20 protein-coding genes are annotated in these 20,119 nt (G+C 70.5%); 15 read left to right on the plus strand and 5 right to left on the minus strand.

Annotation, left to right across the window (positions count from 1 at the left end):
• Positions 1 to 76 precede the first annotated feature (76 nt).
• Genes M3190_RS04380 through rhaS form a run of 4 tightly spaced genes read left to right on the plus strand, consistent with a single transcriptional unit; the run spans position 77 to position 4,735 of the window.
• Positions 77 to 1,546, plus strand: a complete 1,470-nt coding sequence (locus M3190_RS04380) for a sugar ABC transporter ATP-binding protein (protein ID WP_251579000.1) — start codon at positions 77 to 79, stop codon at positions 1,544 to 1,546.
• A complete protein-coding gene (locus M3190_RS04385; RefSeq protein WP_251578678.1) occupies positions 1,543 to 2,574 on the plus strand; it encodes an ABC transporter permease in 1,032 nt (343 codons plus the stop codon). Before M3190_RS04380 ends, M3190_RS04385 begins: the two co-directional genes overlap by 4 nt.
• Complete coding sequence (locus tag M3190_RS04390; protein WP_251578680.1) at positions 2,571 to 3,650, plus strand: ABC transporter permease; 1,080 nt, start codon at positions 2,571 to 2,573, stop codon at positions 3,648 to 3,650. Before M3190_RS04385 ends, M3190_RS04390 begins: the two co-directional genes overlap by 4 nt.
• A 41-nt stretch (positions 3,651 to 3,691) precedes the next feature.
• On the plus strand, positions 3,692 to 4,735 hold the full coding sequence (gene rhaS, locus M3190_RS04395; RefSeq protein WP_251578682.1) for a rhamnose ABC transporter substrate-binding protein: 1,044 nt from the start codon (positions 3,692 to 3,694) through the stop codon (positions 4,733 to 4,735).
• Between the two features lie 73 nt (positions 4,736 to 4,808).
• On the opposite strand, the gene M3190_RS04400 is transcribed toward rhaS, so the two are convergent.
• Complete coding sequence (locus M3190_RS04400; protein ID WP_251578684.1) at positions 4,809 to 5,372, minus strand: TetR/AcrR family transcriptional regulator; 564 nt, start codon at positions 5,370 to 5,372, stop codon at positions 4,809 to 4,811.
• A gap of 41 nt (positions 5,373 to 5,413) precedes the next feature.
• On the opposite strand from M3190_RS04400, the gene M3190_RS04405 reads away from it, so the two are divergent.
• A complete protein-coding gene (locus tag M3190_RS04405; protein ID WP_251578685.1) occupies positions 5,414 to 6,577 on the plus strand; it encodes an MFS transporter in 1,164 nt (387 codons plus the stop codon).
• 89 nt (positions 6,578 to 6,666) lie between these two features.
• Here M3190_RS04405 and M3190_RS04410 read toward each other — a convergent pair whose 3' ends face one another.
• Positions 6,667 to 6,924, minus strand: coding sequence for a hypothetical protein (locus tag M3190_RS04410; protein ID WP_251578687.1), 258 nt, complete (start codon positions 6,922 to 6,924; stop codon positions 6,667 to 6,669).
• 118 nt (positions 6,925 to 7,042) lie between these two features.
• Between M3190_RS04410 and M3190_RS04415 the strand changes: the two genes are divergently transcribed.
• Positions 7,043 to 7,537: a metallophosphoesterase family protein gene (locus tag M3190_RS04415; protein WP_251578689.1), complete on the plus strand. Its 495-nt coding sequence runs from the start codon at positions 7,043 to 7,045 to the stop codon at positions 7,535 to 7,537.
• 67 nt (positions 7,538 to 7,604) lie between these two features.
• The gene (locus M3190_RS04420) at positions 7,605 to 9,218 is read left to right on the plus strand and encodes a DHA2 family efflux MFS transporter permease subunit (protein ID WP_251578691.1); all 1,614 of its coding nucleotides are present in this window, start codon (positions 7,605 to 7,607) and stop codon (positions 9,216 to 9,218) included.
• Here the strand turns inward: M3190_RS04420 and ligD are convergent.
• On the minus strand, positions 9,179 to 10,411 hold the full coding sequence (gene ligD / locus M3190_RS04425; RefSeq protein ID WP_251578693.1) for a non-homologous end-joining DNA ligase: 1,233 nt from the start codon (positions 10,409 to 10,411) through the stop codon (positions 9,179 to 9,181). The genes M3190_RS04420 and ligD overlap by 40 nt on opposite strands.
• A gap of 102 nt (positions 10,412 to 10,513) precedes the next feature.
• Here ligD and M3190_RS04430 point away from each other — a divergent pair, with 102 nt between their 5' ends.
• Complete coding sequence (locus M3190_RS04430) at positions 10,514 to 11,809, plus strand: M18 family aminopeptidase (protein ID WP_251578695.1); 1,296 nt, start codon at positions 10,514 to 10,516, stop codon at positions 11,807 to 11,809.
• A 67-nt stretch (positions 11,810 to 11,876) separates the two neighbouring features.
• On the opposite strand, the gene M3190_RS04435 is transcribed toward M3190_RS04430, so the two are convergent.
• Positions 11,877 to 12,905 carry a hypothetical protein gene (locus M3190_RS04435; RefSeq protein WP_251578697.1) on the minus strand — a complete coding sequence of 343 codons (1,029 nt, stop codon included), beginning with the start codon at positions 12,903 to 12,905 and terminating at the stop codon, positions 11,877 to 11,879.
• A gap of 246 nt (positions 12,906 to 13,151) precedes the next feature.
• On the opposite strand from M3190_RS04435, the gene M3190_RS04440 reads away from it, so the two are divergent.
• The 3 genes from M3190_RS04440 (at position 13,152) to M3190_RS04450 (ending at position 16,147) form a co-directional block, all read left to right on the plus strand.
• Positions 13,152 to 13,763: a PadR family transcriptional regulator gene (locus M3190_RS04440; protein WP_251578699.1), complete on the plus strand. Its 612-nt coding sequence runs from the start codon at positions 13,152 to 13,154 to the stop codon at positions 13,761 to 13,763.
• A gap of 5 nt (positions 13,764 to 13,768) precedes the next feature.
• Positions 13,769 to 15,496 (plus strand): ABC1 kinase family protein, encoded by a 1,728-nt coding sequence (locus tag M3190_RS04445; protein ID WP_251578701.1) that lies wholly within the window; start codon positions 13,769 to 13,771, stop codon positions 15,494 to 15,496.
• Between the two features lie 93 nt (positions 15,497 to 15,589).
• Positions 15,590 to 16,147, plus strand: coding sequence for an NYN domain-containing protein (locus M3190_RS04450; RefSeq protein WP_251578703.1), 558 nt, complete (start codon positions 15,590 to 15,592; stop codon positions 16,145 to 16,147).
• Between the two features lie 6 nt (positions 16,148 to 16,153).
• Here the strand turns inward: M3190_RS04450 and M3190_RS04455 are convergent, their stop codons facing one another.
• Positions 16,154 to 17,188, minus strand: a complete 1,035-nt coding sequence (locus M3190_RS04455) for a lactonase family protein (RefSeq protein WP_251578705.1) — start codon at positions 17,186 to 17,188, stop codon at positions 16,154 to 16,156.
• Positions 17,189 to 17,272: 84 nt separating this feature from the next.
• Between M3190_RS04455 and M3190_RS04460 the strand changes: the two genes are divergently transcribed.
• Genes M3190_RS04460 through M3190_RS04475 form a run of 4 tightly spaced genes read left to right on the plus strand, consistent with a single transcriptional unit; the run spans position 17,273 to position 20,104 of the window.
• Entirely contained in the window at positions 17,273 to 18,079 is an 807-nt protein-coding gene (locus tag M3190_RS04460) for a sulfite exporter TauE/SafE family protein (RefSeq protein ID WP_251578706.1), read from the plus strand.
• 38 nt (positions 18,080 to 18,117) lie between these two features.
• A complete protein-coding gene (locus M3190_RS04465; protein ID WP_251578708.1) occupies positions 18,118 to 18,564 on the plus strand; it encodes an FAS1-like dehydratase domain-containing protein in 447 nt (148 codons plus the stop codon).
• The gene (locus M3190_RS04470) at positions 18,561 to 18,968 is read left to right on the plus strand and encodes a MaoC/PaaZ C-terminal domain-containing protein (RefSeq protein WP_251578709.1); all 408 of its coding nucleotides are present in this window, start codon (positions 18,561 to 18,563) and stop codon (positions 18,966 to 18,968) included. The genes M3190_RS04465 and M3190_RS04470 overlap by 4 nt, the downstream gene beginning before the upstream one ends.
• Positions 18,968 to 20,104, plus strand: coding sequence for a UDP-N-acetylmuramate dehydrogenase (locus tag M3190_RS04475; protein ID WP_251578711.1), 1,137 nt, complete (start codon positions 18,968 to 18,970; stop codon positions 20,102 to 20,104). Before M3190_RS04470 ends, M3190_RS04475 begins: the two co-directional genes overlap by 1 nt.
• Positions 20,105 to 20,119 lie beyond the last annotated feature (15 nt).

The raw sequence follows: 20,119 nt of genomic DNA on the forward strand, positions 1-20,119 counted from the left end.
CCTCGATGAGGAGGAACCCGTGGTCCTCGACGGCGAACCACCGACGGCGCACCCGGCGCTCGAACTGTCCCGCGTCATGAAGTCCTTCGGGGCTGTCGTCGCGTTGCGGTCCGGCAGTCTCGTGCTCGAATCGGGTTCGATCCACGCCCTCATCGGCGAGAACGGCGCCGGCAAGTCGACGCTCGTCAAGATCATCGCGGGCCTGTACCGCCGCGATGCGGGGGAGTTCCGCTTGAACGGAGAGGCGGTGGATTTCACGAGCACCGCGCAATCGAAGGCGGCCGGCATCGCCGTTATCTACCAGGAGCCGACGCTGTTCCCGGACCTGTCGGTGACCGAGAACATCTTCATGGGTCGCCAGCCCACGAGCCGCCTCGGCCGGATCGACCGCAAGGCCATGCGCGACGAGGCGACGCGCATCTTCCAGCGCCTCGGCGTCGCCCTCGACCCCGACCGGGTGACGGAGGGGCTGTCCATCGCCGACCAGCAGATCATCGAGATCGCGAAGGCGATCTCCCTCGACGCGCGCGTGCTCATCATGGACGAACCGACGGCCGCCCTGTCGGGTGTGGAGGTGGAGCGTCTGTTCGCCGTGGCGCGCAGCCTCCGCGACGAGGGGCGAGCGCTCCTGTTCATCTCGCATCGCTTCGACGAGGTCTTCGCGCTGTGCGACACGGTCACCGTCATGCGTGACGGGTCGTACGTCGAGACGACACCGCTCGCGGAGACGACCGTGGACGACCTCGTGCGCCAGATGGTCGGGCGCGACGTCACCGAGCTCTTCCCGAAGCTCCCCGCGACCGTCGGCGACGTCGTCCTCCGCGTCGAAGGCCTCACTCGTCGTGGCGTCTTCCGCGACATCAGCTTCGAGTTGCGGGCCGGCGAGATCGTCGGTCTCGCCGGTCTCGTGGGCGCCGGACGCAGCGAGGTCGCCCGGGCGGTCTTCGGAGTCGACACGTATGAGTCGGGAACCGTCACGCTGCATGGCGACTCCCTCCCCAAGGGCAGCCCGCAGAAGGCGACCGCCCGAGGGATCGCCCTTGTTCCCGAGGACCGGCGCAAGCAGGGGCTCGTCCTCGACGACGGCGTGTCCCGCAACGTGACACTCGCGATCCGTTCCAAGCTCGCGCGCTGGGGCCTGATCTGGACCGGGCTCGAGAACGCCGCAGCGCGCGTGTGGTCGAGCCGGCTCGAGGTCAAGACCGCGGCATTGGATGCCGAGACCGGGACGCTCTCGGGAGGCAACCAGCAGAAGGTCGTCCTCGGCAAGTGGCTCGCCACCGAACCCACGGTGCTCATCGTGGACGAGCCGACACGCGGCATCGACGTGGGCACGAAGTCGGAGGTCCATCGCTTGCTGAGCGAGCTCGCACAGCAGGGCCTCGCCATCCTGATGATCTCGTCCGAACTCCCCGAAGTCCTCGGCATGGCCGACCGCGTCCTCGTGATGCGCGAAGGCCGCCTGACCGGTGAGTTCTCCCGGGATGAGGCGACACCGGAAGCGGTCATGTTCGCCGCGACGGCGGATGCGGAGGCCGCAGCATGACCTCGACGACGACCACGCGCGCGACGCGCACCGCATCCGGCTTCCTGCGCTCCGTCGCGACGGCCCGCGAGAGCGGCATCGCCGTCGCCCTCATCGTCGTCGTCATCGCGGCGACGACGGCCAACGGCAACTTCCTCTTCTCGCCGGACGGGTTCCGCGACCTGCTGCTCACCCCGTCGCTCCTGCTGCTCGTCGCGGTGGGGCAGGCGATCGTCATCATCACCCGCAACGTCGATCTCTCGGTCGGGTCGACGGTCGGCCTCACGGCGTACCTCACCGGACGCCTGTTCATCGACATCGACGGCGCCCCGGTCATCCTCGTCTTCGTGGCCGGCATCGTGCTGGGCGGCGTCCTCGGGGCCATCAACGGCCTGCTCGTGGCGTGGGCGAAGGTACCGGCGCTCGTGATCACGCTCGGCACGATGTACATCTATCGCGGCATCAACGTCGCGTGGGCGGGCAGCGACCGCATCAACGCCTCCGACCTCCCGAGGGAGTTCCGGGGACTCGGCACGCAGCAACTCATCGGCATCCCCGTCCTCACGATCATCGCGGTCGTCGTCCTGATCGCGGGAGCCTGGTACCTCCGCAACATCCGCGGAGGGCGGGAGTTCTACGCGATCGGGTCGGACCCGGCGGCAGCCCACCTCTACGGGCTGAAGGTCAACCGACGCATCATCTCGGCCTTCATCGTCTCGGGCGCGCTCTCGGGCCTCGCCGGCGTCCTGTACGCCGCCCGGTACGGGACCGTCAGTTCGGCCGCCGGCTTCGGCTGGGAGCTCCAGGCCATCGGCGCGGCGGTCATCGGCGGCGTCGCGATCTCGGGCGGGGTGGGGACCGTGTGGGGCGCTGCGATCGGCGCCTACCTGCTCCTGACCATCAACCGTGCGCTCCCGATCCTCGGCATCGACGACTTCTGGCAGCGCGCCGTCGTCGGTGTGCTCATCCTCGGCTCGATCGTGCTCGACCGCGTCCTCGCGGTCCGGCAGCATCGACGGCTCATCGCACAACGGGAGGACGACCGATGACCGCGGTCACGACCGGCACCGCAACGGTGCGCACGTACCGAGACCACGCGCGGCCGTTGTGGCGCCGGCTGCTCCTGACGCGCGAGGCCGCGATCATCGGCATCCTGGTCCTGGTCATCGCGGTCGCCCTCGGGACCGTCCGCAACTTCGACAGCCCGCTGACGGTCACCTACCTGCTGCGCGACATCGCGCCGATCCTCCTGATCGCGCTCCCGATGACCCTGATCATCATCACCGAGGAGATCGACCTCTCGGTGGCGAGCATCGTCGGTCTGTCGAGCGTCATGACCGGCATCCTGACCCAGGCCGGACTGCCCTTTCCGCTCGCCGCGGTCGTCGCGATCCTCGTCGGTACGGTGGCTGGGGCGGTGAACGGCTTCCTAATCACGGTCGTCGGGCTGCCCTCGCTCGCGGTCACCATCGGTACGCTCGCCCTCTTCCGCGGCATCGCCGTCGGTCTGCTCGGGACGACGGCGATCACCGACTTCCCCGAGGAGTGGACGGACCTGGCGAAGGCGAACATCCCGGGCACACCCGTCCCGGCGATCATCGCGCCGTTCATCGTGCTCGCCATCGTCTTCGCGGTGCTGCTGCATTTCACGCCGTTCGGCCGTGCGCTCTACGCCATTGGTCTCAACAAAGAAGCCGCCCACTTCTCGGGCATCGACGTCGCGCGCAGCAAGTTCACGCTCTTCGTCCTCTCGGGCGCGGTCTCCGGCTTCGCCGGCGTGTACTTCACGCTCCTCTACTCCAACGCCCGCGGCGACAACGCCATGGGAATGGAGCTGCAGGTCATCGCCGCGGTTCTCCTCGGCGGCGTCTCGATCTTCGGCGGCCGCGGCGCCCTCCACGGGGTGATCGCGGGCGTCCTGCTCATCGGCACGCTCGGCAGCGCACTGCGCCTGGCCGGCGTGACGAGCGACATCATCAACGTCATCACGGGTGTGCTCCTCATCCTCTCCGTGGTGTCGGCAAGCTTCCTCGCCTGGCTGCACCGGAGTAGGGCTGCAGCGCTCGGGCGAAGGACGGGACGGCGCGGCGCGGACGACGGCGTCGCCGGAGGCCCAACCCGGTAACACCCACCGCGACACCCATCGCACCACGGAAGGAAACAATGATGTTCGGATTCACGCGCACCCGCCGCGCAGGCGCCGTCGCCGCGCTGGCCTTGGGAGCAACGCTGGTGATCGCCGGCTGCAGCGCCGGCGGCGGCAACACCGGCGGCAACGGGGGAGGTGGCGAAGGCGGCGACGTCTCGATCACGATGCTGCCGAAGAACCTCGGCAACCCCTACTTCGACACCTCGACCTCGGGAGCCGAGGCCGCCGCCGACGAACTCGAGGCCTCGTTTGAGGAGGTCGGCCCGTCGGAGGCCAGCCCGACCTCCCAGGTGCAGTACATCCAGACCGCGGCGCAGCAGGGGGCAAGCGCCCTGATCGTGTCGGCGAACGACCCCGAGGCCATCTGCGACGCCTTGGACGAAGCGCGGTCGGCCGACGTCAAGGTCGTGACGTTCGACTCGGACACGAACCCGGAGTGCCGCGACCTGTTCATCAACCAGGCGACGTCGGAAGGTATCGCGAAGGTCCAGGTGGACCTCATCGCCGAGCAGATCGGTGACGCCGGGCAGATCGCCGTGCTGTCGGCATCCGCCAACGCCACCAACCAGAACGCCTGGATCGAGCTGATGAAGTCCGAGCTCGAAGCCAGTCACCCCGACATCGAGCTCGTCGACGTCGTCTACGGCGACGACGACGACCAGACCTCGTTCGACCGCACCGCAGCGCTGCTGCAGACCTACCCGGAGCTGAAGGGTATCGTCTCGCCGACCACGGTCGGCATCGCCGCGGCCGCCCGCTACCTGTCGGACTCGGAGTACAAGGGCAAGGTCGCGCTGACCGGCCTCGGCACCCCGAACCAGATGCGCGAGTACGTCGAGGATGGCACCGTGACCGCGTTCGCCCTGTGGAACCCCGCGGACCTCGGCTACCTCGCCGCCTACGCCGCCGATGCGCTCGCGAAGGGCGACATCGCGGGAGAAGCGGGCGACACCTTCGAGGCGGGCAAGCTCGGCGAGTTCACCGTGGAGGACGGTGCCACCGTTCTGCTCGGAGACCCGTTCGTCTTCACCGCGGACAACATCGGCGACTTCGACTTCTGAGTCGGCGATCAACGGGGGGTCCTGCTCGCGCAGGGCCCCCCGTTGTCGCCCGGGCGTCGACCGGGGGAGCGCCTCAGCCCGCGAGCAACGCCCCCGCGAGATCCTTCGCGCGATCGAGGCGGTGCGAGTCGCCGTCCAGCCGCTGATGCGCGATCGCGCCCTCCACGAGCAGGAAGACGTGTTCGGCGACGTCCGGCGCGGGCCTCCCAAAGTCGGATGCCACGAGCTCGCCAATCCGGTGGGCGACGCGGGCCTTGTGCGAGCGGATCACCTCCCAGCCCGGGTGCCCGGGCGGCAACTCCGCCGCGGCGTTGAGGAACGCGCATCCCTGTCCTGACGGATCGGCATCCTCGGCATACGCGTCGAACACGGTGAGGGTGCGCAGAGCGGATGCCGAGGCGATCCGCTCCTCCCAGCGCGCCCACCACGCGGTGTCACGGCGCTGCAGGTATGCGACGACGAGGGCGTCCTTCGACCCGAACCGGTCGTACAGCGTGCGCTTCGTGACGCCGGACTCGTCGGTGATGGTGTCGACGCCGACCGACGCGATCCCGCGCGCGTAGAAGAGCCGCGTCGCGGCATCCAGGATCTTGGTTGCTCCGGGCGTCAGGGGGGCCGGTTCCGACGCACTGATCATGCGCCTAGGCTACTTCACAGATCTGTGAAGTAAGGATGCCTATGAGTGACGCCACGATGACGGCCCGGCGGACGGTGGCGTTGTCGGCGGCCGGCATCTCGCTCATCGCCGTTTGCTACGGACTCGCCCGATTCGCCTATGGGCTGTTCGTCCCGGCTTTCCGGTCCACCTTCGAGCTCGACGGCGCCACCATCGGAGCGATCGCCGCGATGAGCTACGTCGCCTACGGCGCCGGCATCCTCTACGCGACCGTCGCGACACCTCGTCTGGGCGCGCGGTTCGTCTCCGTCTCGGCGGGCGGGCTCGGCGCCATCGGCTGCGCCCTCATCGCCGCGGCGCCGACCCCCGGCATCCTCGCCCTCGGTGTCGCGGTCGCCGGGTCCAGCACCGGCGTGGCCTCACCGCCCCTCGCGCAGGTCGTCGCCCGGCGGGTCCGCGAGCAGCGCCGCGACCGCGTCCAGACGATCATCAACGCCGGCACGGGCCTGGGAGTGCTCGTCTCGGGACCTGTCGCCCTCCTCGCGGGCGACCAGTGGCGTCTCGCGTGGGCGGCATTCGCGGTGCTGTGCGCCGCCACCGCGGTGTGGGTCGGCGCGGTCGTCCCGTCGGCTGCGGACGCCGGGAAGCGTGAACCGCGAGCCCGACCGCGGGTTCCGGCCGGAGCGACCCCGATGGTGTCGGCCGCCGTCGTCGTCGGCCTCGGCACCGGGGCGGTATGGACCTTCGGGCAGGACCTCCTGCAGGGCACGGGCGGGCAGAGCGCCCAAGCCGCGGCCGTGGTGTGGATCGTCCTCGGCGCCTGCGGGCTCGGCGGCGCCCTCGCGGGAGGAGTGATCGGGCGGGCCGGCATCGTCCTGACCTGGCGGATGCTGGTGGTCGCGGCATCCGCTGCGACAGCGGTGCTCGCGTTCGCGCCGTCGTCCTTCCTGATCGCGGCATTCGGGAGCGGCGTCTTCGGCGCGGTCTACATCGCGGTCACGGGGGTGCTGCTCGTGTGGAGCACGCGGATCTTCGTCGAGAGCCCCGCCACGGGCGTCGGCGCCGCCTTCCTCGCGCTCGCCCTCGGTCAGGCCCTCGGCTCGCCGTTGATCGGATGGGTCGCCGACCTCGCAGACCTGCGCGTGGCGATCGCCGTCGCCGCCGGTCTCGGCCTGGGAGCGCTCGTGTTCACCCCGCCCCGCCCCGCCCCGCGACGTTCGGAGTGAGCGCGGATGCAAGGGATTCGAGGCGACACGCCGTCGAGCCCAGACTCGAAGCGGCGTGTCGCGCCGGATCCGTTGCATCCGCGACCGGGTCAGAGGTCTTCGGGCGACAGGTCGCCCTCGCCGTCCTCGCCCATCTCGACGATCACCGGATCCTCCCCCTGAGACTCCGGCTGGATGTCGCTCGCGGCATATGTCTCTTCAGGATCCTCGGCGGGGGCGTCGTCGAGCGGGACGCCCTCGAACTCCGCGTCCGCTGCGGCGGTGTCGCCGACGGTCGTGTCACCGAGCGGCGCGTCGTCCGGATCGAGGCGGATGCCGTCGTTGTCGCTGGTCTCGGGAGTGCTCATGTCGCGGTCCTTCCGTCACAGATCCCGGCACGGTCGCGCCGGACCCTCCACCTTGCGCCCAGCCGGTGCCCGTTCGCACGGGCTGTCGCTCGCTGCGCGCCTCGGCTACCCTGCCGCGATGACCACGCGGCTGCTCCTGATCTCCGACACGCACATCCCCGGTCGTGTCCGGCGCCTTCCCGACGTCGTGCTTCGCGCAGCGGATGCCGCCGACCTCACCGTCCACGCGGGGGACTGGGTCGCGGCATCCGTCCTCGACGAACTGGCGACGCACGGCGACGTCCTCGGCGTGTACGGCAACAACGACGGCGAGGATCTGCGCGCCGTCCTGCCGGAGATCGCGCGTCGAGAGATCGAGGGCGTCCGCATCGCCGTCGTGCATGAGACCGGCCAGAAGCAGCGCCGCGAGGAGCGGATGGACGCCGCATTCCCGGATGCCGACCTGCTCGTCTTCGGTCACAGCCACATCCCGTGGGACACGGCGACGCCGCGCGGCATGCGCCTGCTGAATCCGGGCTCGCCCACCGATCGCCGGCGTCAGCCGGAGCACACGTTCATGACGGTCGAGCTGTCGGACGGCGGCATCCGTTCTGTCCGACTGCACAGCATCTGACGGCTTGCCCTTCGCGTTCCGAGGAGTACTATCGCTGTCGAATTGCTAGAAAAGCGAGGTAAATCTCATGGCGAAGGATTCCCGGCGGTGGTTCGGTCTCGTCTTCATCAGCGTCGCGGTCTCGCTCATCATCGTCGACTCGACGATCGTCAACGTCGCCGTGCCCTCGATCGTTGAGGAGCTGAAGATCAGCTCGACCGAGGTGCAGTGGGTGCAGGAGGTCTACACCCTGGTGTTCGCGTCGTTCCTGCTCCTGTTCGGCGCCTTCGCGGACCGTTTCGGTCGGCGGCGCATCATGCTGCTCGGCGTCTCGATCTTCGCCGCCTCGTCGGTGCTGGCGAGCTTCGCCCCCACCGGCGAGCTGCTGATCCTCGCCCGCTTCGTGCAGGGAATCGGTGGTGCGATGATCCTGCCGACGACCCTCTCGCTCATCAACTCGACCTTCCGAGGGCGCGAACGCGGCATCGCCTTCGCGGTGTGGGGCTCCACGATCGGCGGCATGGCCGCGCTCGGGCCGCTCCTCGGCGGCTGGCTGACGACCGCGTTCTCCTGGCGGTGGGCGTTCGGCATCAACGTGCCGCTCGGGATCATCATCGTGATCGGCGTCCTGCTGACCGTCGCGGAGTCGCGTGAGGCGCGGAAGCGATCCATCGACGGCGTCGGCGCCCTGTTGTCGGTGGTCCTGTTCGGGTCGCTCGTGTTCGGTCTCATCGAGGGGCGCACCTTCGGGTGGTGGACGGCCGAGGACGGTCTGACGATCGGCGGCTGGGAATGGCCGCTGCCCGTCTCGCCCATCCCGTTCGCCTTCGCGATCACACTCATCGCGCTCGTGCTGTTCGTTTGGTGGGGCCTCCGCCGCGGCCGCCGCGGACAGGACCCGTTGATCGACTTCTCGCTCCTCAGCATCTCGTCGTTCCGCAACGGCAACATCGCCGCCCTCGTCGTGTCGCTCGGTGAGTTCGGCCTCATCCTCGCGCTGCCCCTCTGGCTGCAGTTCGTCCTCGGCTTCGACGCGCTGCAGGTCGGGTTCCTGCTCCTCGCCCTCGCCGGCGGATCATTCGTCGCGAGCGGTGCCGCGGGAGCGTTCAGCGGCAAGGTGCCCGCGGTCGTCGTGGTGCGCGTCGGCATCCTGGCCGAGATCATCGGCATCGCCTGGGCGGGGTTCATCATCGGACCGGATGCTGCCTGGGGCTGGCTCATCCCCGCGCTCGCCGTCTACGGGTTCGGCGTCGGCCTCGCGACCGCACAGCTCACGGGCGTCATCCTGCAGGACGTCCCGGTCGAGAAGTCCGGCCAGGGCTCGGGCATGCAGTCCACCGCCCGACAGGTCGGCTCAGCGCTCGGCGTCGCCATCCTCGGCACCGTCCTGTTCACGACGACCGGCGGCGTGCTCGCGTCTTCGCTGGACGATGCCGGTGTGCCCGCCGCGCAGGCCGATGCGGTCGTCTCGGCCGTCGTCGACTCGGCAGGTGCGGCGATCGCGGGGCTCGACGCCGACCCGTCTCAGGCGCAAGTGGCGGATGCCGCGCGTACGGCGTTCTCGGACGGCACCCGGGCCTCGGCGTTGACCGCCGCAGGCTTCCTCGTCGTCGGCCTCGGTGCCACGTTCGCCCTCGGCTCGGCGCGCAGGCCCGAGGAGTCTCAGGAGTCGCGGCCGGCGGAGCGCGTCCAGGGGTCGTAGTCGACCTCGAGCGGCTCCTGCGGGGGTCGCTCGAGGTCGGGCACGTGCTGCAGGTTCACGCGCACGCGGTACCAGAGCGAACTCGACCCGCGCATGCCGTCGACGAGGACATCGGCGGGGGAGAGGCGTCGCACGACGTCCGGATGCCGCTCCTTCCACCGGTGTAGGCCGGCAAGGGCCTCCTCCTTGGTGGCGGCGCGCGAGATCTCGACGAGCGGCATCGTCGACTGCCGCCGCCCCGTCCCGTCGCCGCCCCGGGGCGCCTTCTCCGCAGGCCCCAGGCGTTCGGCCAGGTCGAGCAGCCGGTCGAGCGATCCCGGGGCTTCGTCGATGCCCGCGTGCGCGTCGCCGCGCTCGGCGAACAGCCTCGGGACGGTGCGCACCGTGAAGGCCTCGGGGCGGACGTCTCGCAGCTCGTCCCACTCGATCGGCATCGACACCCGCGCGTCGGGGAGCGGACGGACCGAGTACGCCGACGCCACGGTCCGGTCCTTCGCGTTCTGGTTGAAGTCGACGAACACGCTCTCGCCGCGCTCCTCCTTCCACCAGTGCGCGGTCGCGAGGCCGGGCGCCCGGTTCTCGACCTCCCGCGCGAACGCTTGGGCGGCGAGCCGCACCTGCGGGTAGTCGTGCGCGCGGTCGGTGCGGACCAGGATGTGGATGCCGCGCGACCCCGACGTCTTCGGCCAGCCGACGAGTCCCACGTCGGCGAGCACGTCGCGTGCGATGAACGCGACGTCGACGATCTGCGACCACTCCACGCCGGGCATCGGATCGAGGTCGATGCGCAGCTCGTCCGGGTGGTCGAGGTCGTCCGCGCGGACCGGATGCGGATTCAGATCGAGGCATCCGAGCCCCACCGCCCACACGAGGCCCGCGGCATCACGGATCACCGCTTCTTCGGCGCTCGTCCCCGAGGCGTAGTGCAGCGTGGCCGATGACACGAAATCCGGGCGATTCTCGGGGACGCGCTTCTGGAAGAACGCCTCCTGGCCGATGCCCTTCACGAACCGCTTCAGCACCATCGGCCGATTCGCCGCGCCCCGCAGGGCGCCATCGGCCACCGCGAGGTAGTAGTCGGCGAGGTCCCGCTTCGTGATGCCGGGTTCGGGGAAGACCACCTTGTCGGGGCTCGACAGCCGAACCTCGTGTCCGTCGACCTCGAGCGTGACCGCGTCGTCCTTCTTCGCCATGCGCCCGGTCTACCCGTTCGGTCGCGGGGTCGCCACGGGGTTGCGCCCGGACGGGGTGTCTACGATCGGAAGGTCCTGTCCGGCATCCTTCCTGGAGGTCCCATGTCCACGCCCGTGTCCGGCACGGCCGCACTCGACCACGCCGCCGACCTGGCCGACTTCGTCGCTGCGTCGCCGTCCAGCTACCACGCCGCCGCGGAGGTCGCCCGTCGGCTGCGCGAGGCCGGCTTCATCGAGCTCGACGAGCGCGACGCGTGGCCGGCGCAGCCGGGCGGCCGGTTCCTCGTCGTCCGGGACGGCGCGGTCCTCGCCTGGATCGTCCCCCCGGGAGCGGATGCCGCGACCGGCGTCCACGTCTTCGGGGCGCACAGCGACTCTCCGGCTCTCAAGCTGAAGCCGCGGCCGACCACCGGAAGCCACGGCTGGCTCCAGGCCGGCGTCGAGGTCTACGGCGGTCCGCTGCTGAACTCGTGGCTCGACCGCGAATTGCGCCTCGCGGGCCGCCTCGTCCTCGACGACGGCACGAGCGTCCTCGCGGCGACCGGCCCGCTGCTGCGCCTCCCGCAGCTCGCGATCCACCTCGACCGCGAGGCGAACGACGGCCTCGCGCTCGATCGGCAGCGCCAGACCCAGCCGGTCTGGGGGCTCGGCGACGCCGAAGCCGCCGACCTGCTCGCCGAGCTCGCTGCGCAGGCCGGTGTCGATGCGAACCGCATCCGCGGGTACGACGTCGTGACGGCGGACGCCGCTCGCGGCGCCGTCTTCGGCAAGGACGACGCGTTCTTCGCCTCGGGCCGCCTCGATGACCTCGCTTCGGTGCACGCCGGTGTCGTGGCACTGGCGCGCGCAGCCGAGGCGTTCGACGGGGAGCGCATCGCGATGCTCGCCGTCTTCGACCACGAGGAGGTCGGGTCCGCGACCCGGTCGGGTGCGGCGGGTCCGTTCCTGGCCGACGTGCTCGAACGCGTCCAGCTGAGTCTGGGCGCCGATCGCGAGCAGCAGCTGCGTGCGCTCGCCTCATCGTGGTGCGTCTCGAGCGATGTCGGCCATGCCGTGCACCCGAACTACGCCGAGAAGCACGACCCCGTCGTCCAGCCGAGACTCGGCTCGGGTCCGATCCTCAAGATCAACGCCAACCAGCGGTACGCGACCGACGGCGCCGGTGCCGCCGCCTGGCACGGCTGGTGCGACGCCGCCGGAGTCGGCTCGCAGGAGTTCGTCTCGAACAACGCCGTCCCGTGCGGCTCGACGATCGGGCCGATCACGGCGACCCGGCTGGGTATCGCCACGGTCGACGTCGGCATCCCCATCCTGTCGATGCACTCGGCGCGGGAGCTCGCCGGCGTCAGCGACCTGCACGACCTCGCCCGCGTCGCCGAGGCGGTGTTCACCGCGTGAGACGACGGATGCCGCGGGTCCGCCGACGAGGTGTCGGGGACCCGCGGCATCCGGGGTCGCTGGCGGGTCAGTACCAGCCGCTGGACTGCGAGTGGCTCCACGCGCCGCAGGGGCTGCCGTAGCGGCCGTCGATGTACCCGAGACCCCAGGCGATCTGCGTGGCGGGGTTCGTCTTCCAGTCGGAGCCGGCGCTGCCCATCTTGCTGCCGGGCAGGGCCTGCGGGATGCCGTAGGCGCCGCTCGAGGAGTTGTAGGCCTGGTAGTTCCAGTGCGACTCCTTGTTCCAGAGCGAGACGAGGCACGAGAACTGGTCGTCGCCCCAGCCGTAGCTGCCGATCATGCTCCGGGCCGTCGCCTGCGCGGCGCCCGCGGACGTGCCGGAGGCGGCACGCTTGGACGTCCCTGCGGAACTCGACGAGCTCGACGAGCTCGAGGAGGAGCTGGAAGAATTCGAACGCGCCTCGGCGGCGGCGGCGGCCTCCTCGGCGGCCTTCTTCTCAGCGGCGGCCTTGGCGGCAGCCTCTGCCTTGCGCTTCTCCTCGGCCAGGCGCTCCTTCTCCTTCTGGACCGCCGCATCGAGGCGGCCCTGCAGGGCGCCGGTCTGCTCGTTCACCTGGGCGACCTCCGCCTCGACGGCGGCAGTCGCGTCCCGCGTGTCGAGAAGCAGCGGGAGAGCGGAGACGCTCTCGAGGTCCGAGACCGCCTGCGCCAGATCATCGGTCTCGACCGTCGTGTCCTTGGTGCCGACGTCGAGCTTCGACGCCGCGATGTCGGTCGTGACCTTCTTCGACGCGGCGACCGCGTCGTCGGCGCGGTCGAGAGTCGACTCGATCTGCGCGGCGGGCACCGAGGTCGCGACGCCCTCCGTCAGCGAATCGGGCAGGGCCTTCGTGAAGGAGGCCAGGGCGATCGCCGGCGTCGGCTCCGCCTGCGCGGTGGCGGGTGCCGGGGCCATCGCGGTGGCGCTCGCGGCGATGGCGAACGCGGTGGTCAACGTCGTGAGGACGAGGACCGGACGGCGCCGGAGCCGGCGGGCGGCGGCGCGTGTGGTGCGGATGGAGCGGCGGGTGGGGGTGGATGACGTGTCTGTAGGCATGCAGAGAAAAAGGTTCCGTGTAGCGAGAACACGCTCCGACGGAGCGCGCGTGACCGTTCGGGCGGGCACGAGTCGCCCACTCTGGCCGACGTTCCTGAGCGTTACCCGAACGTTACCTGGGCAACGCCCGCCCGGGCCGCCGGAGAAAAAGACCTGATCAACGTCGCTGGTAACTTCCTGACCCCGGGTCCGCCGTGCCCTGAACGATATATCGTTGGGTATCGGTCACCATCAGAAGGAGACAGCATGAACAGCTCATTCGGCTCGCAGGGCTTCGGTTCGAGCGGCTTCGGCACCGGGGGGCGCGGTTTCGGATCCGGGGCGCAGGGCTTCGACCTCAGCGGTCTCGGCGCCAATCTCATGGAGGCGTTCGAACAGTTCCGCACCCAGTTCGACCAGCGCCCCGCATCGCCGAGGATGAGCCGCGGCGATGTCCGCACCGCCGTGCTCGCCCTCCTCGCAGAGAAGCCCATGCACGGCTACCAAATCATCCAGGAGATCGACACCCGCAGCGGTGGTTCATGGAAGCCCAGCGCCGGTTCGGTCTACCCGACCCTGCAGCTGCTCGCCGACGAGGGTCTGATCGTCGCCGAAGAGGCGAACGGGCGGAAGACCTATTCGCTGACGGACGCCGGTCGCATGGTCGCCGAGGAAGCCGCCGCATCCGCTCCGTGGGAGACCTCGGCGCCGCAGAAGGAGCGCTCGCACCGCGCGTCGGCTCTGCCGAAGGCGGGGGTCGAGCTGGCGCAGGCCGCGGCGCAGGTCGCGCGTTCGGGCTCGCCGGAGCAGGTCGCGCAGGCCGTCGAGATCCTCGATGAGGCCCGCCGCCGGCTCTACGCCCTGCTCGCGCAGGGCTGACCCGCGTGGCAGCACGGCGTCGGGGAGGCGACGACCTCCCCGACGGCCGCGACGCGCGAGCGCGCTATCGACGCATCCTCCGGTTCGCGGCGAGAGCCCTGATCGTCACGTGGTGGTTCGAGCTGTTCCTGCCGAGGATCGGCCTCGGCTGGATCGGTGTGCGCGGCCGATCGGCGCGCATGCAGCGGATCGCCCGGCGGTTCCACGCGTTGGCGATCGACCTGGGCGGCCTCATGATCAAGGTCGGCCAGTTCATGTCGTCCCGGCTCGACGTGCTCCCGCCCGAGATCACCAAGGAGCTCGAGGGTCTGCAGGACGAGGTGCCCGCCGTGCCGTTCCCTCTCATCACGGCGGAGGCCGAGGAACAGCTCGGGGTCACCCTCGATCGGGCGTTCGCCACGATGGAGACGGTGCCGGTCGCCGCGGCGTCCCTCGGCCAGGCGCATCGTGCCCGACTGTCCGCGGAGGACGCTCAGCTCACCGGCCTGGACGGGGTCGTCGTGAAGGTGCAGCGCCCGGGCATCCAGGACATCGTCGACACCGACCTCGCGGCGCTGAGGCGTGTCGGTCGGTGGCTCAGCCACGTGCGCATCGTCTCGGACCGGGTCGACGCCCCGCAGCTCGTCGAGGAGTTCGCGGAGACGAGCCTGGAGGAGATCGACTACCTGCACGAGGCAGCGAACGGCGAACGATTCGCCGCCGACTTCGCGGGCGACCCCCGCGTGGGCGTCCCGGCCGTCGTCTGGGAGCGCACCTCCCGGCGCACCCTGACCCTCGAAGACGTCACCGCGATCAAGATCACCGACCACGAGTCTCTCCGGGCTGCGGGCATCGATCCCGCCGAGGTGGCGCAGGTGTTCGCCTCCGTCATGTTCGACCAGGTCTTCACGCACGGGTTCTTCCACGCCGACCCTCATCCGGGCAACATCTTCGTGACCCCGATGCAGCCGGCGGATGCCGCGGATCCTGCGACCCCGCCGTGGCGACTCACGTTCATCGACTTCGGGATGATGGGCGAGGTCCCGCCGAGCCTGCGCGCGGGTCTTCGTCGCTTGATGATCGCCGTCGCAGCACGGGACGGCGTCGCTCTCGTGCAGAGCATCCGCGATGTGGGCGTCCTGCTGCCGAGCGCCGACACGAGCGAGCTCGAACGCGCCATGACCCAGTTGTTCGCCCGGTTCGGGGGGATGGGGTTCGCCGAGCTGCGAGAGGTGGATCCGCGTGAGTTCCGCGCCTTCGCGATCGAGTTCCAGGACGTCGTCCGGTCGCTGCCCTTCCAGCTGCCGGAGAACTTCCTCCTCATCGTGCGCGCCATGTCGCTCACGTCGGGCGTCTGCAGCGCGCTGGATCCGGCATTCAACCTGTGGGATGCGGTCGAGCCCTACGCGTCCCGCCTCGTGCGCGAGGAGGGGCGGAACGCCGTCACCGACGTGCTGCGTCGTGCCGTCACCTCCCTCACCACCGCCTCGCGCCTGCCCGGCCGTGTCGACGACCTGATCACCCGGGTGGAGGACCACCGCATCACGCTGCCCGACCCTGCGCTCGAGCGTCGCGTCGCGCGTCTCGAGCAGCTGGGCCGGCGGACCCTGTCGGGCATGCTGTTCGCCGGGCTCCTCGTCGGAGGCGCCGTGATCCGGCCGGACGATCCGGTTCTCGGCGGGGTCCTCATGACGGGGTCGCTCCTGCCGCTCGCGCACGCGGTGCTCGCGGGGGTGTTCGGCCGCCGCTGGTGAGCCGCGCCGGTGAGCCGGGCTGGTGAGTCGGGTCGCCGCCTAGGATGAGTCGGGCGCACCGGCCGGACGGCGGCGGCGCGCGGAGGAGGCGGCATGGCCGGCAATCGCAGGACCTGGGTGCTCGTCGACGGCGAGAACATCGACGCGACCCTGGGCGGGTCGATCCTCGGACGGCGTCCGCAGCCCGACGAGCGTCCTCGGTGGGACCGGATCCTCTCCTTCGTCGCGGAACGCTGGAACCAGGACGCGCGCGGCCTCTTCTTCCTCAACGCCTCCACCAACCTGCCGATGTCGTTCGTGCAGGCCCTCCTCGCCCTGGGCTACCAGCCCGTGCCGCTGTCGGGCGACGCCGACGAGAAGGTCGTCGACCTCGCGATCCAGCGGACGCTGCGCGCCCTGCAGGACCACGGGGACGACGTCGTGCTCGTCAGCCACGACGGGGACTTCGTCGATGACCTCGGTGTCCTCGCCGACGGGTCGCGCCGCATCGGGGTGCTCGCGTTCGAGGAGTTCCGCAACGCCGGATTCGGGCAGATCCCCGGCATCCGCTTCTTCGATCTCGAGTACGACGCGGGCGCGTTCGATGCGCAGCTGCCCCGCGTGCGCATCATCCCGATCGACGAGTTCGACCCGGAGCAGTTCCTGCGCTGAGCGTGGTCAGGCGAAGCGGACCCAGTTCGCGCCGCGACCGGTCTCGTACCGACCTTGCAGGTGCAGGTCGGCGCCGTCGACGCGGTAGAGCGACACCGACGTCGACTGCTCGCCGGCTGCGACGAGCAGCGTGCGGTCGTCGCTGACGGCGAACCCACGAGGCTGATCCTCGGTCACGACGAAGCCCGTCGGCTCCGAGAGCGAGCCGTCGGCGTCGATGCGGAGGGCCGCCAGCGTGCTCGCCGTCCGCTCCGACGCCCAGACCACGCCGTCGGTGAGGTGGATGTCGGCGCCCCAGACATAGTGGTTCTCGCGCGGATCCTCGTCGATGACGCTGTGGCGCAGCTTCTCAGCCGGGTCGTGCGCGGGAGTCGACGACAGCAGCTCGAGTGTCCCCGCCGCCGGGTCGCGACGGTAGCGCAGCACCTCGCCGGTGAACTCCGTCAGGACGTACACGGTCTCCTCGTCGTCGCTGAACGCGAGGTGACGCGGGCCGCTGCCGGTGGGCGCCGCCGCCGTACCCGGGTCCAGCGGGGCGAGGGAGAGGTCGTCGCCCAGGGCGCACTGCGCGATGAGATCGCTCTCCAGCGAGACGAAGTAGACGTGGCGGCCGTCGCCGCTCGCGAGCACCGAGTGCAGCCGCGGGAAGCGGAGCTCGGCGGCGGGCGGGCTGACCACTCCGTAGGCGTCGACGGCGCACACGATCCCGTACCCGCCGGAGTACGCCGCACCCAGCAGCACCGAACCGTCGCGCGTGAGGGCGAGGTAGTTCATCGCGCCGTCCGGCAGTGCCACCCGCGTCAGCGGCGTGAGCTCACCCGTCTCACGATCGAGCGACAGGGTGAGGATGCCGGCATCCGGATTCTCGTCATCCGCTTTCACCGACGCGTAGACGAGGCCCCTCTCGGGATCGACGGCGAAGTTCGAGCAGCCGGTGGTCCCGGCGGTGACCGCGAGCCGGTCGAGACCGGCCTCCGTCACACGGAACGTGCTGATCGACGATTCACCGGCATTGGCCACGAGCACGAGCGAAGGGGACATACCTCGATCGTAGGCCGCCCCGGCCGGGCGCTCCGCGGCCCGGGAGTAGGGTCGAGACATGCGTTTCGTGTCGGACCCCTCCTCGTGACCACGACACCCGCCCTCACCCGCACCCCCCGCTACTACCTCGGCGCGGCGGGCATCGGTCTGCTCGCCGGCCTCATGTCGGGCATGTTCGGCGTGGGCGGCGGAACCGTGATCGTGCCTCTTCTGCTGACGCTGCTCGTCTTCGATCAGAAGCGCGCGGCGGGCACGTCGCTGGCCGCGATCGTCCCGACCGCCGCCGTCGGCGTCGTCTCATACGCCTCCGTCGGAGCGGTCGCCTGGGTGCCGGCGCTGATCCTCGCGGCCGCCGCTGTCGTGGGCGCGCAGATAGGGACGTGGCTGCTCGCCCGCTTGCCGCAGAACGCGATCCGCTGGGGCTTCATCGCCTTCCTCGTGGTCGTCATCGTGATGCTCTTCATCGTCGTGCCCTCCCGCGAGGCCGAGCTGCCGCTGTCGTGGCTGACGGGATCGGGGCTCGCCGTGCTCGGTGTCTTCACAGGTGTCATGGCGGGCCTGCTCGGCGTCGGCGGCGGCGTCATCGTCGTGCCCGCACTGATGTTCCTCTTCGGCACGAGCGACCTCGTGGCCAAGGGCACCTCGCTGCTCATGATGATCCCGACCGCCATCTCGGGGACGATCGGCAACCTCCGCCGTCACAACGTCGACCTCGTCGCCGCGGGCGTCATCGGTGTCGCCGCGTGCACCACCACCGCCCTTGGCGCGTGGCTCGCGACCCTCGTCGACCCGTTCACCGCCAACGTGCTGTTCGCGGTCTACCTCACCTTCATCGCCGTGCAGCTGGCCATCAAAGCGGTCCGCGCCCACCGCGCCGGTCGCACCCGCTGACCCGGACCCGCCGCGGGCCTGGACGGTAGGATCGACCGGTGCCCGTGAATCCCGAGTTGCAAGGTCGCGTCTTCCCGCCGACCACCCCGTACCTCGTCGGACGTGAGAAGGTGCGCGAGTTCGCCCGCGCCGTCTTCGCGACCGACCCGCAGCACGACGACCCCGACGCGGCCCGCGCCCTCGGCTATGCCGATGTCGTCGCGCCGCCGACGTTCGCCATGGTGATCCAGGACGTCACCCTCCAGCAGCTGCTCAGCGAACCGGGATCGGGCATCGTCCTCGAGCGCGTCGTCCACGCCGAGCAGCGCTTCCGGTACACGCGTCCGATCGTCGCCGGCGACGAGCTCACGGGACGCCTGACGGTCACCGGCATCCGCGCATTCGGAAAGGGCGCGATGGTGACGAGTGAGGCCGAGATCACGGATGCCGCGGGGGACCACGTCGTCACCGCGACATCCGTCCTGCTGGTGGGAGGCGACGAATGACGACCCTCGAGATCGGCGCTGTCGTCGCCGAGCGCACCGTGCACCTGACCCGTGCCTCGCTCGTGCGGTACGCGGGTGCGTCGGGCGACTTCAACCCCATCCACTACAACGACGCCGTCGCCGAACGCGTCGGGCTGCCCGGCGTCCTCGCGCACGGCATGCTGACCATGGGTCTCGCGGTCGAGACGATCGTCGAATGGCTCGGCGACTCCGGCCGCATCCTCGACTACGGCGTCCGCTTCACGCGCCCCGTCGTCGTCGACACCGAGTCCGGCGCCGACGTCACCGTCGTCGCGAAGATCGGTGCCGTGGACGACGAGGCCGTGCGCGTCGACCTGACCGTCTCGCACGACGGCACCACGGTCCTCGGCAAGGCGCAGGTGCGCGTCCGCGCGGCATCCTGATGCCCGAGATCGCCCCCGTTCCCCTGGCGCAGCTCACGACGCTGCGCGTCGGCGGTGCGCCGCGCCGGATGATCGAGGCGACGACGACGGCGGAGCTCGTGGAGGCCCTGCGCGATGTGTGGGAGGCGGGGGAGCGCTGGCTCGTCCTGGGCGGCGGCTCGAACCTCCTGTTCGGCGACGACGAGTTCGACGGCACCGTGATCCTCGTCCGCACGAGCGGCGTCGAGCGGCTGCCGTCCCCGAACCCGGGGCATGTGCGGCTGAAGGTCCAGGCGGGTCACCCCTGGGACGACCTCGTGGCGCAGACGGTGGCCGCAGGTCTCAGCGGCATCGAGGCCATGTCGGGCATCCCCGGCACCACCGGCGCCGCCCCCATCCAGAACGTCGGCGCCTACGGGCAGGAGATCGTCGAGACGCTCGTCGAGGTCGAACTCATCGATGAGGCGACGGGGGATGTCTCGGTGGTCCCGGCATCCGATCTGGGACTGGGGCTGCGCACGTCGGTGCTGAAGAAGCACTGGGGGTCGGTCCCCGAACGTTCCGCCGTCGTCCTGTCGGTCACGCTCGAACTCGCCCAGGTCGGTCACGGCGACGTGCCCGTGCGCGGTGCGCAGCTGCGTTCCGCGCTCGGACTCGAGGCGGATGCCACGGTCTCGCTCTCGTGGATCCGTGAGACGGTGCTGGACATCCGGGGTCGCAAGGGCATGGTCCTCGACGAGGCCGATCACGACACCTGGAGCGCCGGGTCCTTCTTCCAGAACCCGATCGTCTCGGCGCAGTTCGCCGCGACCCTGCCGCCGGAGGCGCCGCGCTGGTCGATGGCGCCGGAGCAGGAGGCCGACCGCGTGATCCCGCTCGACCGGTTCGACGGCTTCATCCCGCCGCGAGAAGGCGGACCCGCTCCCGTCAAGATCAGCGCCGCGTGGCTCATCGAGCACGCCGGCATGCGCAAGGGATTCCGGCTGCCGGGCTCGCAGGCGTCGCTGTCGACGAAGCACGCGCTCGCGCTCACCAACCGCGGACGGGCCCGCGCGGAGGAGGTCGCTGCGCTGGCGCGACTGATCCAGCAGCGCGTGCAGTCCGAGTTCGGAGTGCTGCTGCAGCCCGAGCCGGTGCTCTTCGACGTCGAGCTCTGACCCGGGCCGCAGCCG

Source organism: Microbacterium oleivorans, from assembly GCF_023715745.1.
GTDB lineage: Bacteria > Actinomycetota > Actinomycetes > Actinomycetales > Microbacteriaceae > Microbacterium > Microbacterium oleivorans_D.

Bases quoted from the DNA above. Each gene is read 5' to 3' on its own strand.
- rhaS (WP_251578682.1), top strand. From the start codon at position 3,692: ATGTTCGGATTCACGCGCACCCGCCGCGCAGGCGCCGTCGCCGCGCTG.
- M3190_RS04385 (WP_251578678.1), top strand. From the start codon at position 1,543: ATGACCTCGACGACGACCACGCGCGCGACGCGCACCGCATCCGGCTTC.
- M3190_RS04430 (WP_251578695.1), top strand. From the start codon at position 10,514: ATGTCCACGCCCGTGTCCGGCACGGCCGCACTCGACCACGCCGCCGAC.
- M3190_RS04440 (WP_251578699.1), top strand. From the start codon at position 13,152: ATGAACAGCTCATTCGGCTCGCAGGGCTTCGGTTCGAGCGGCTTCGGC.
- M3190_RS04420 (WP_251578691.1), top strand. From the start codon at position 7,605: ATGGCGAAGGATTCCCGGCGGTGGTTCGGTCTCGTCTTCATCAGCGTC.
- M3190_RS04455 (WP_251578705.1), bottom strand. From the start codon at position 17,188: ATGTCCCCTTCGCTCGTGCTCGTGGCCAATGCCGGTGAATCGTCGATC.
- ligD (WP_251578693.1), bottom strand. From the start codon at position 10,411: ATGGCGAAGAAGGACGACGCGGTCACGCTCGAGGTCGACGGACACGAG.
- M3190_RS04410 (WP_251578687.1), bottom strand. From the start codon at position 6,924: ATGAGCACTCCCGAGACCAGCGACAACGACGGCATCCGCCTCGATCCG.
- M3190_RS04405 (WP_251578685.1), top strand. From the start codon at position 5,414: ATGAGTGACGCCACGATGACGGCCCGGCGGACGGTGGCGTTGTCGGCG.
- M3190_RS04475 (WP_251578711.1), top strand. From the start codon at position 18,968: ATGCCCGAGATCGCCCCCGTTCCCCTGGCGCAGCTCACGACGCTGCGC.
- M3190_RS04435 (WP_251578697.1), bottom strand. From the start codon at position 12,905: ATGCCTACAGACACGTCATCCACCCCCACCCGCCGCTCCATCCGCACC.
- M3190_RS04380 (WP_251579000.1), top strand. From the start codon at position 77: ATGAAGTCCTTCGGGGCTGTCGTCGCGTTGCGGTCCGGCAGTCTCGTG.
- M3190_RS04390 (WP_251578680.1), top strand. From the start codon at position 2,571: ATGACCGCGGTCACGACCGGCACCGCAACGGTGCGCACGTACCGAGAC.
- M3190_RS04415 (WP_251578689.1), top strand. From the start codon at position 7,043: ATGACCACGCGGCTGCTCCTGATCTCCGACACGCACATCCCCGGTCGT.
- M3190_RS04450 (WP_251578703.1), top strand. From the start codon at position 15,590: ATGGCCGGCAATCGCAGGACCTGGGTGCTCGTCGACGGCGAGAACATC.
- M3190_RS04400 (WP_251578684.1), bottom strand. From the start codon at position 5,372: ATGATCAGTGCGTCGGAACCGGCCCCCCTGACGCCCGGAGCAACCAAG.
- M3190_RS04470 (WP_251578709.1), top strand. From the start codon at position 18,561: ATGACGACCCTCGAGATCGGCGCTGTCGTCGCCGAGCGCACCGTGCAC.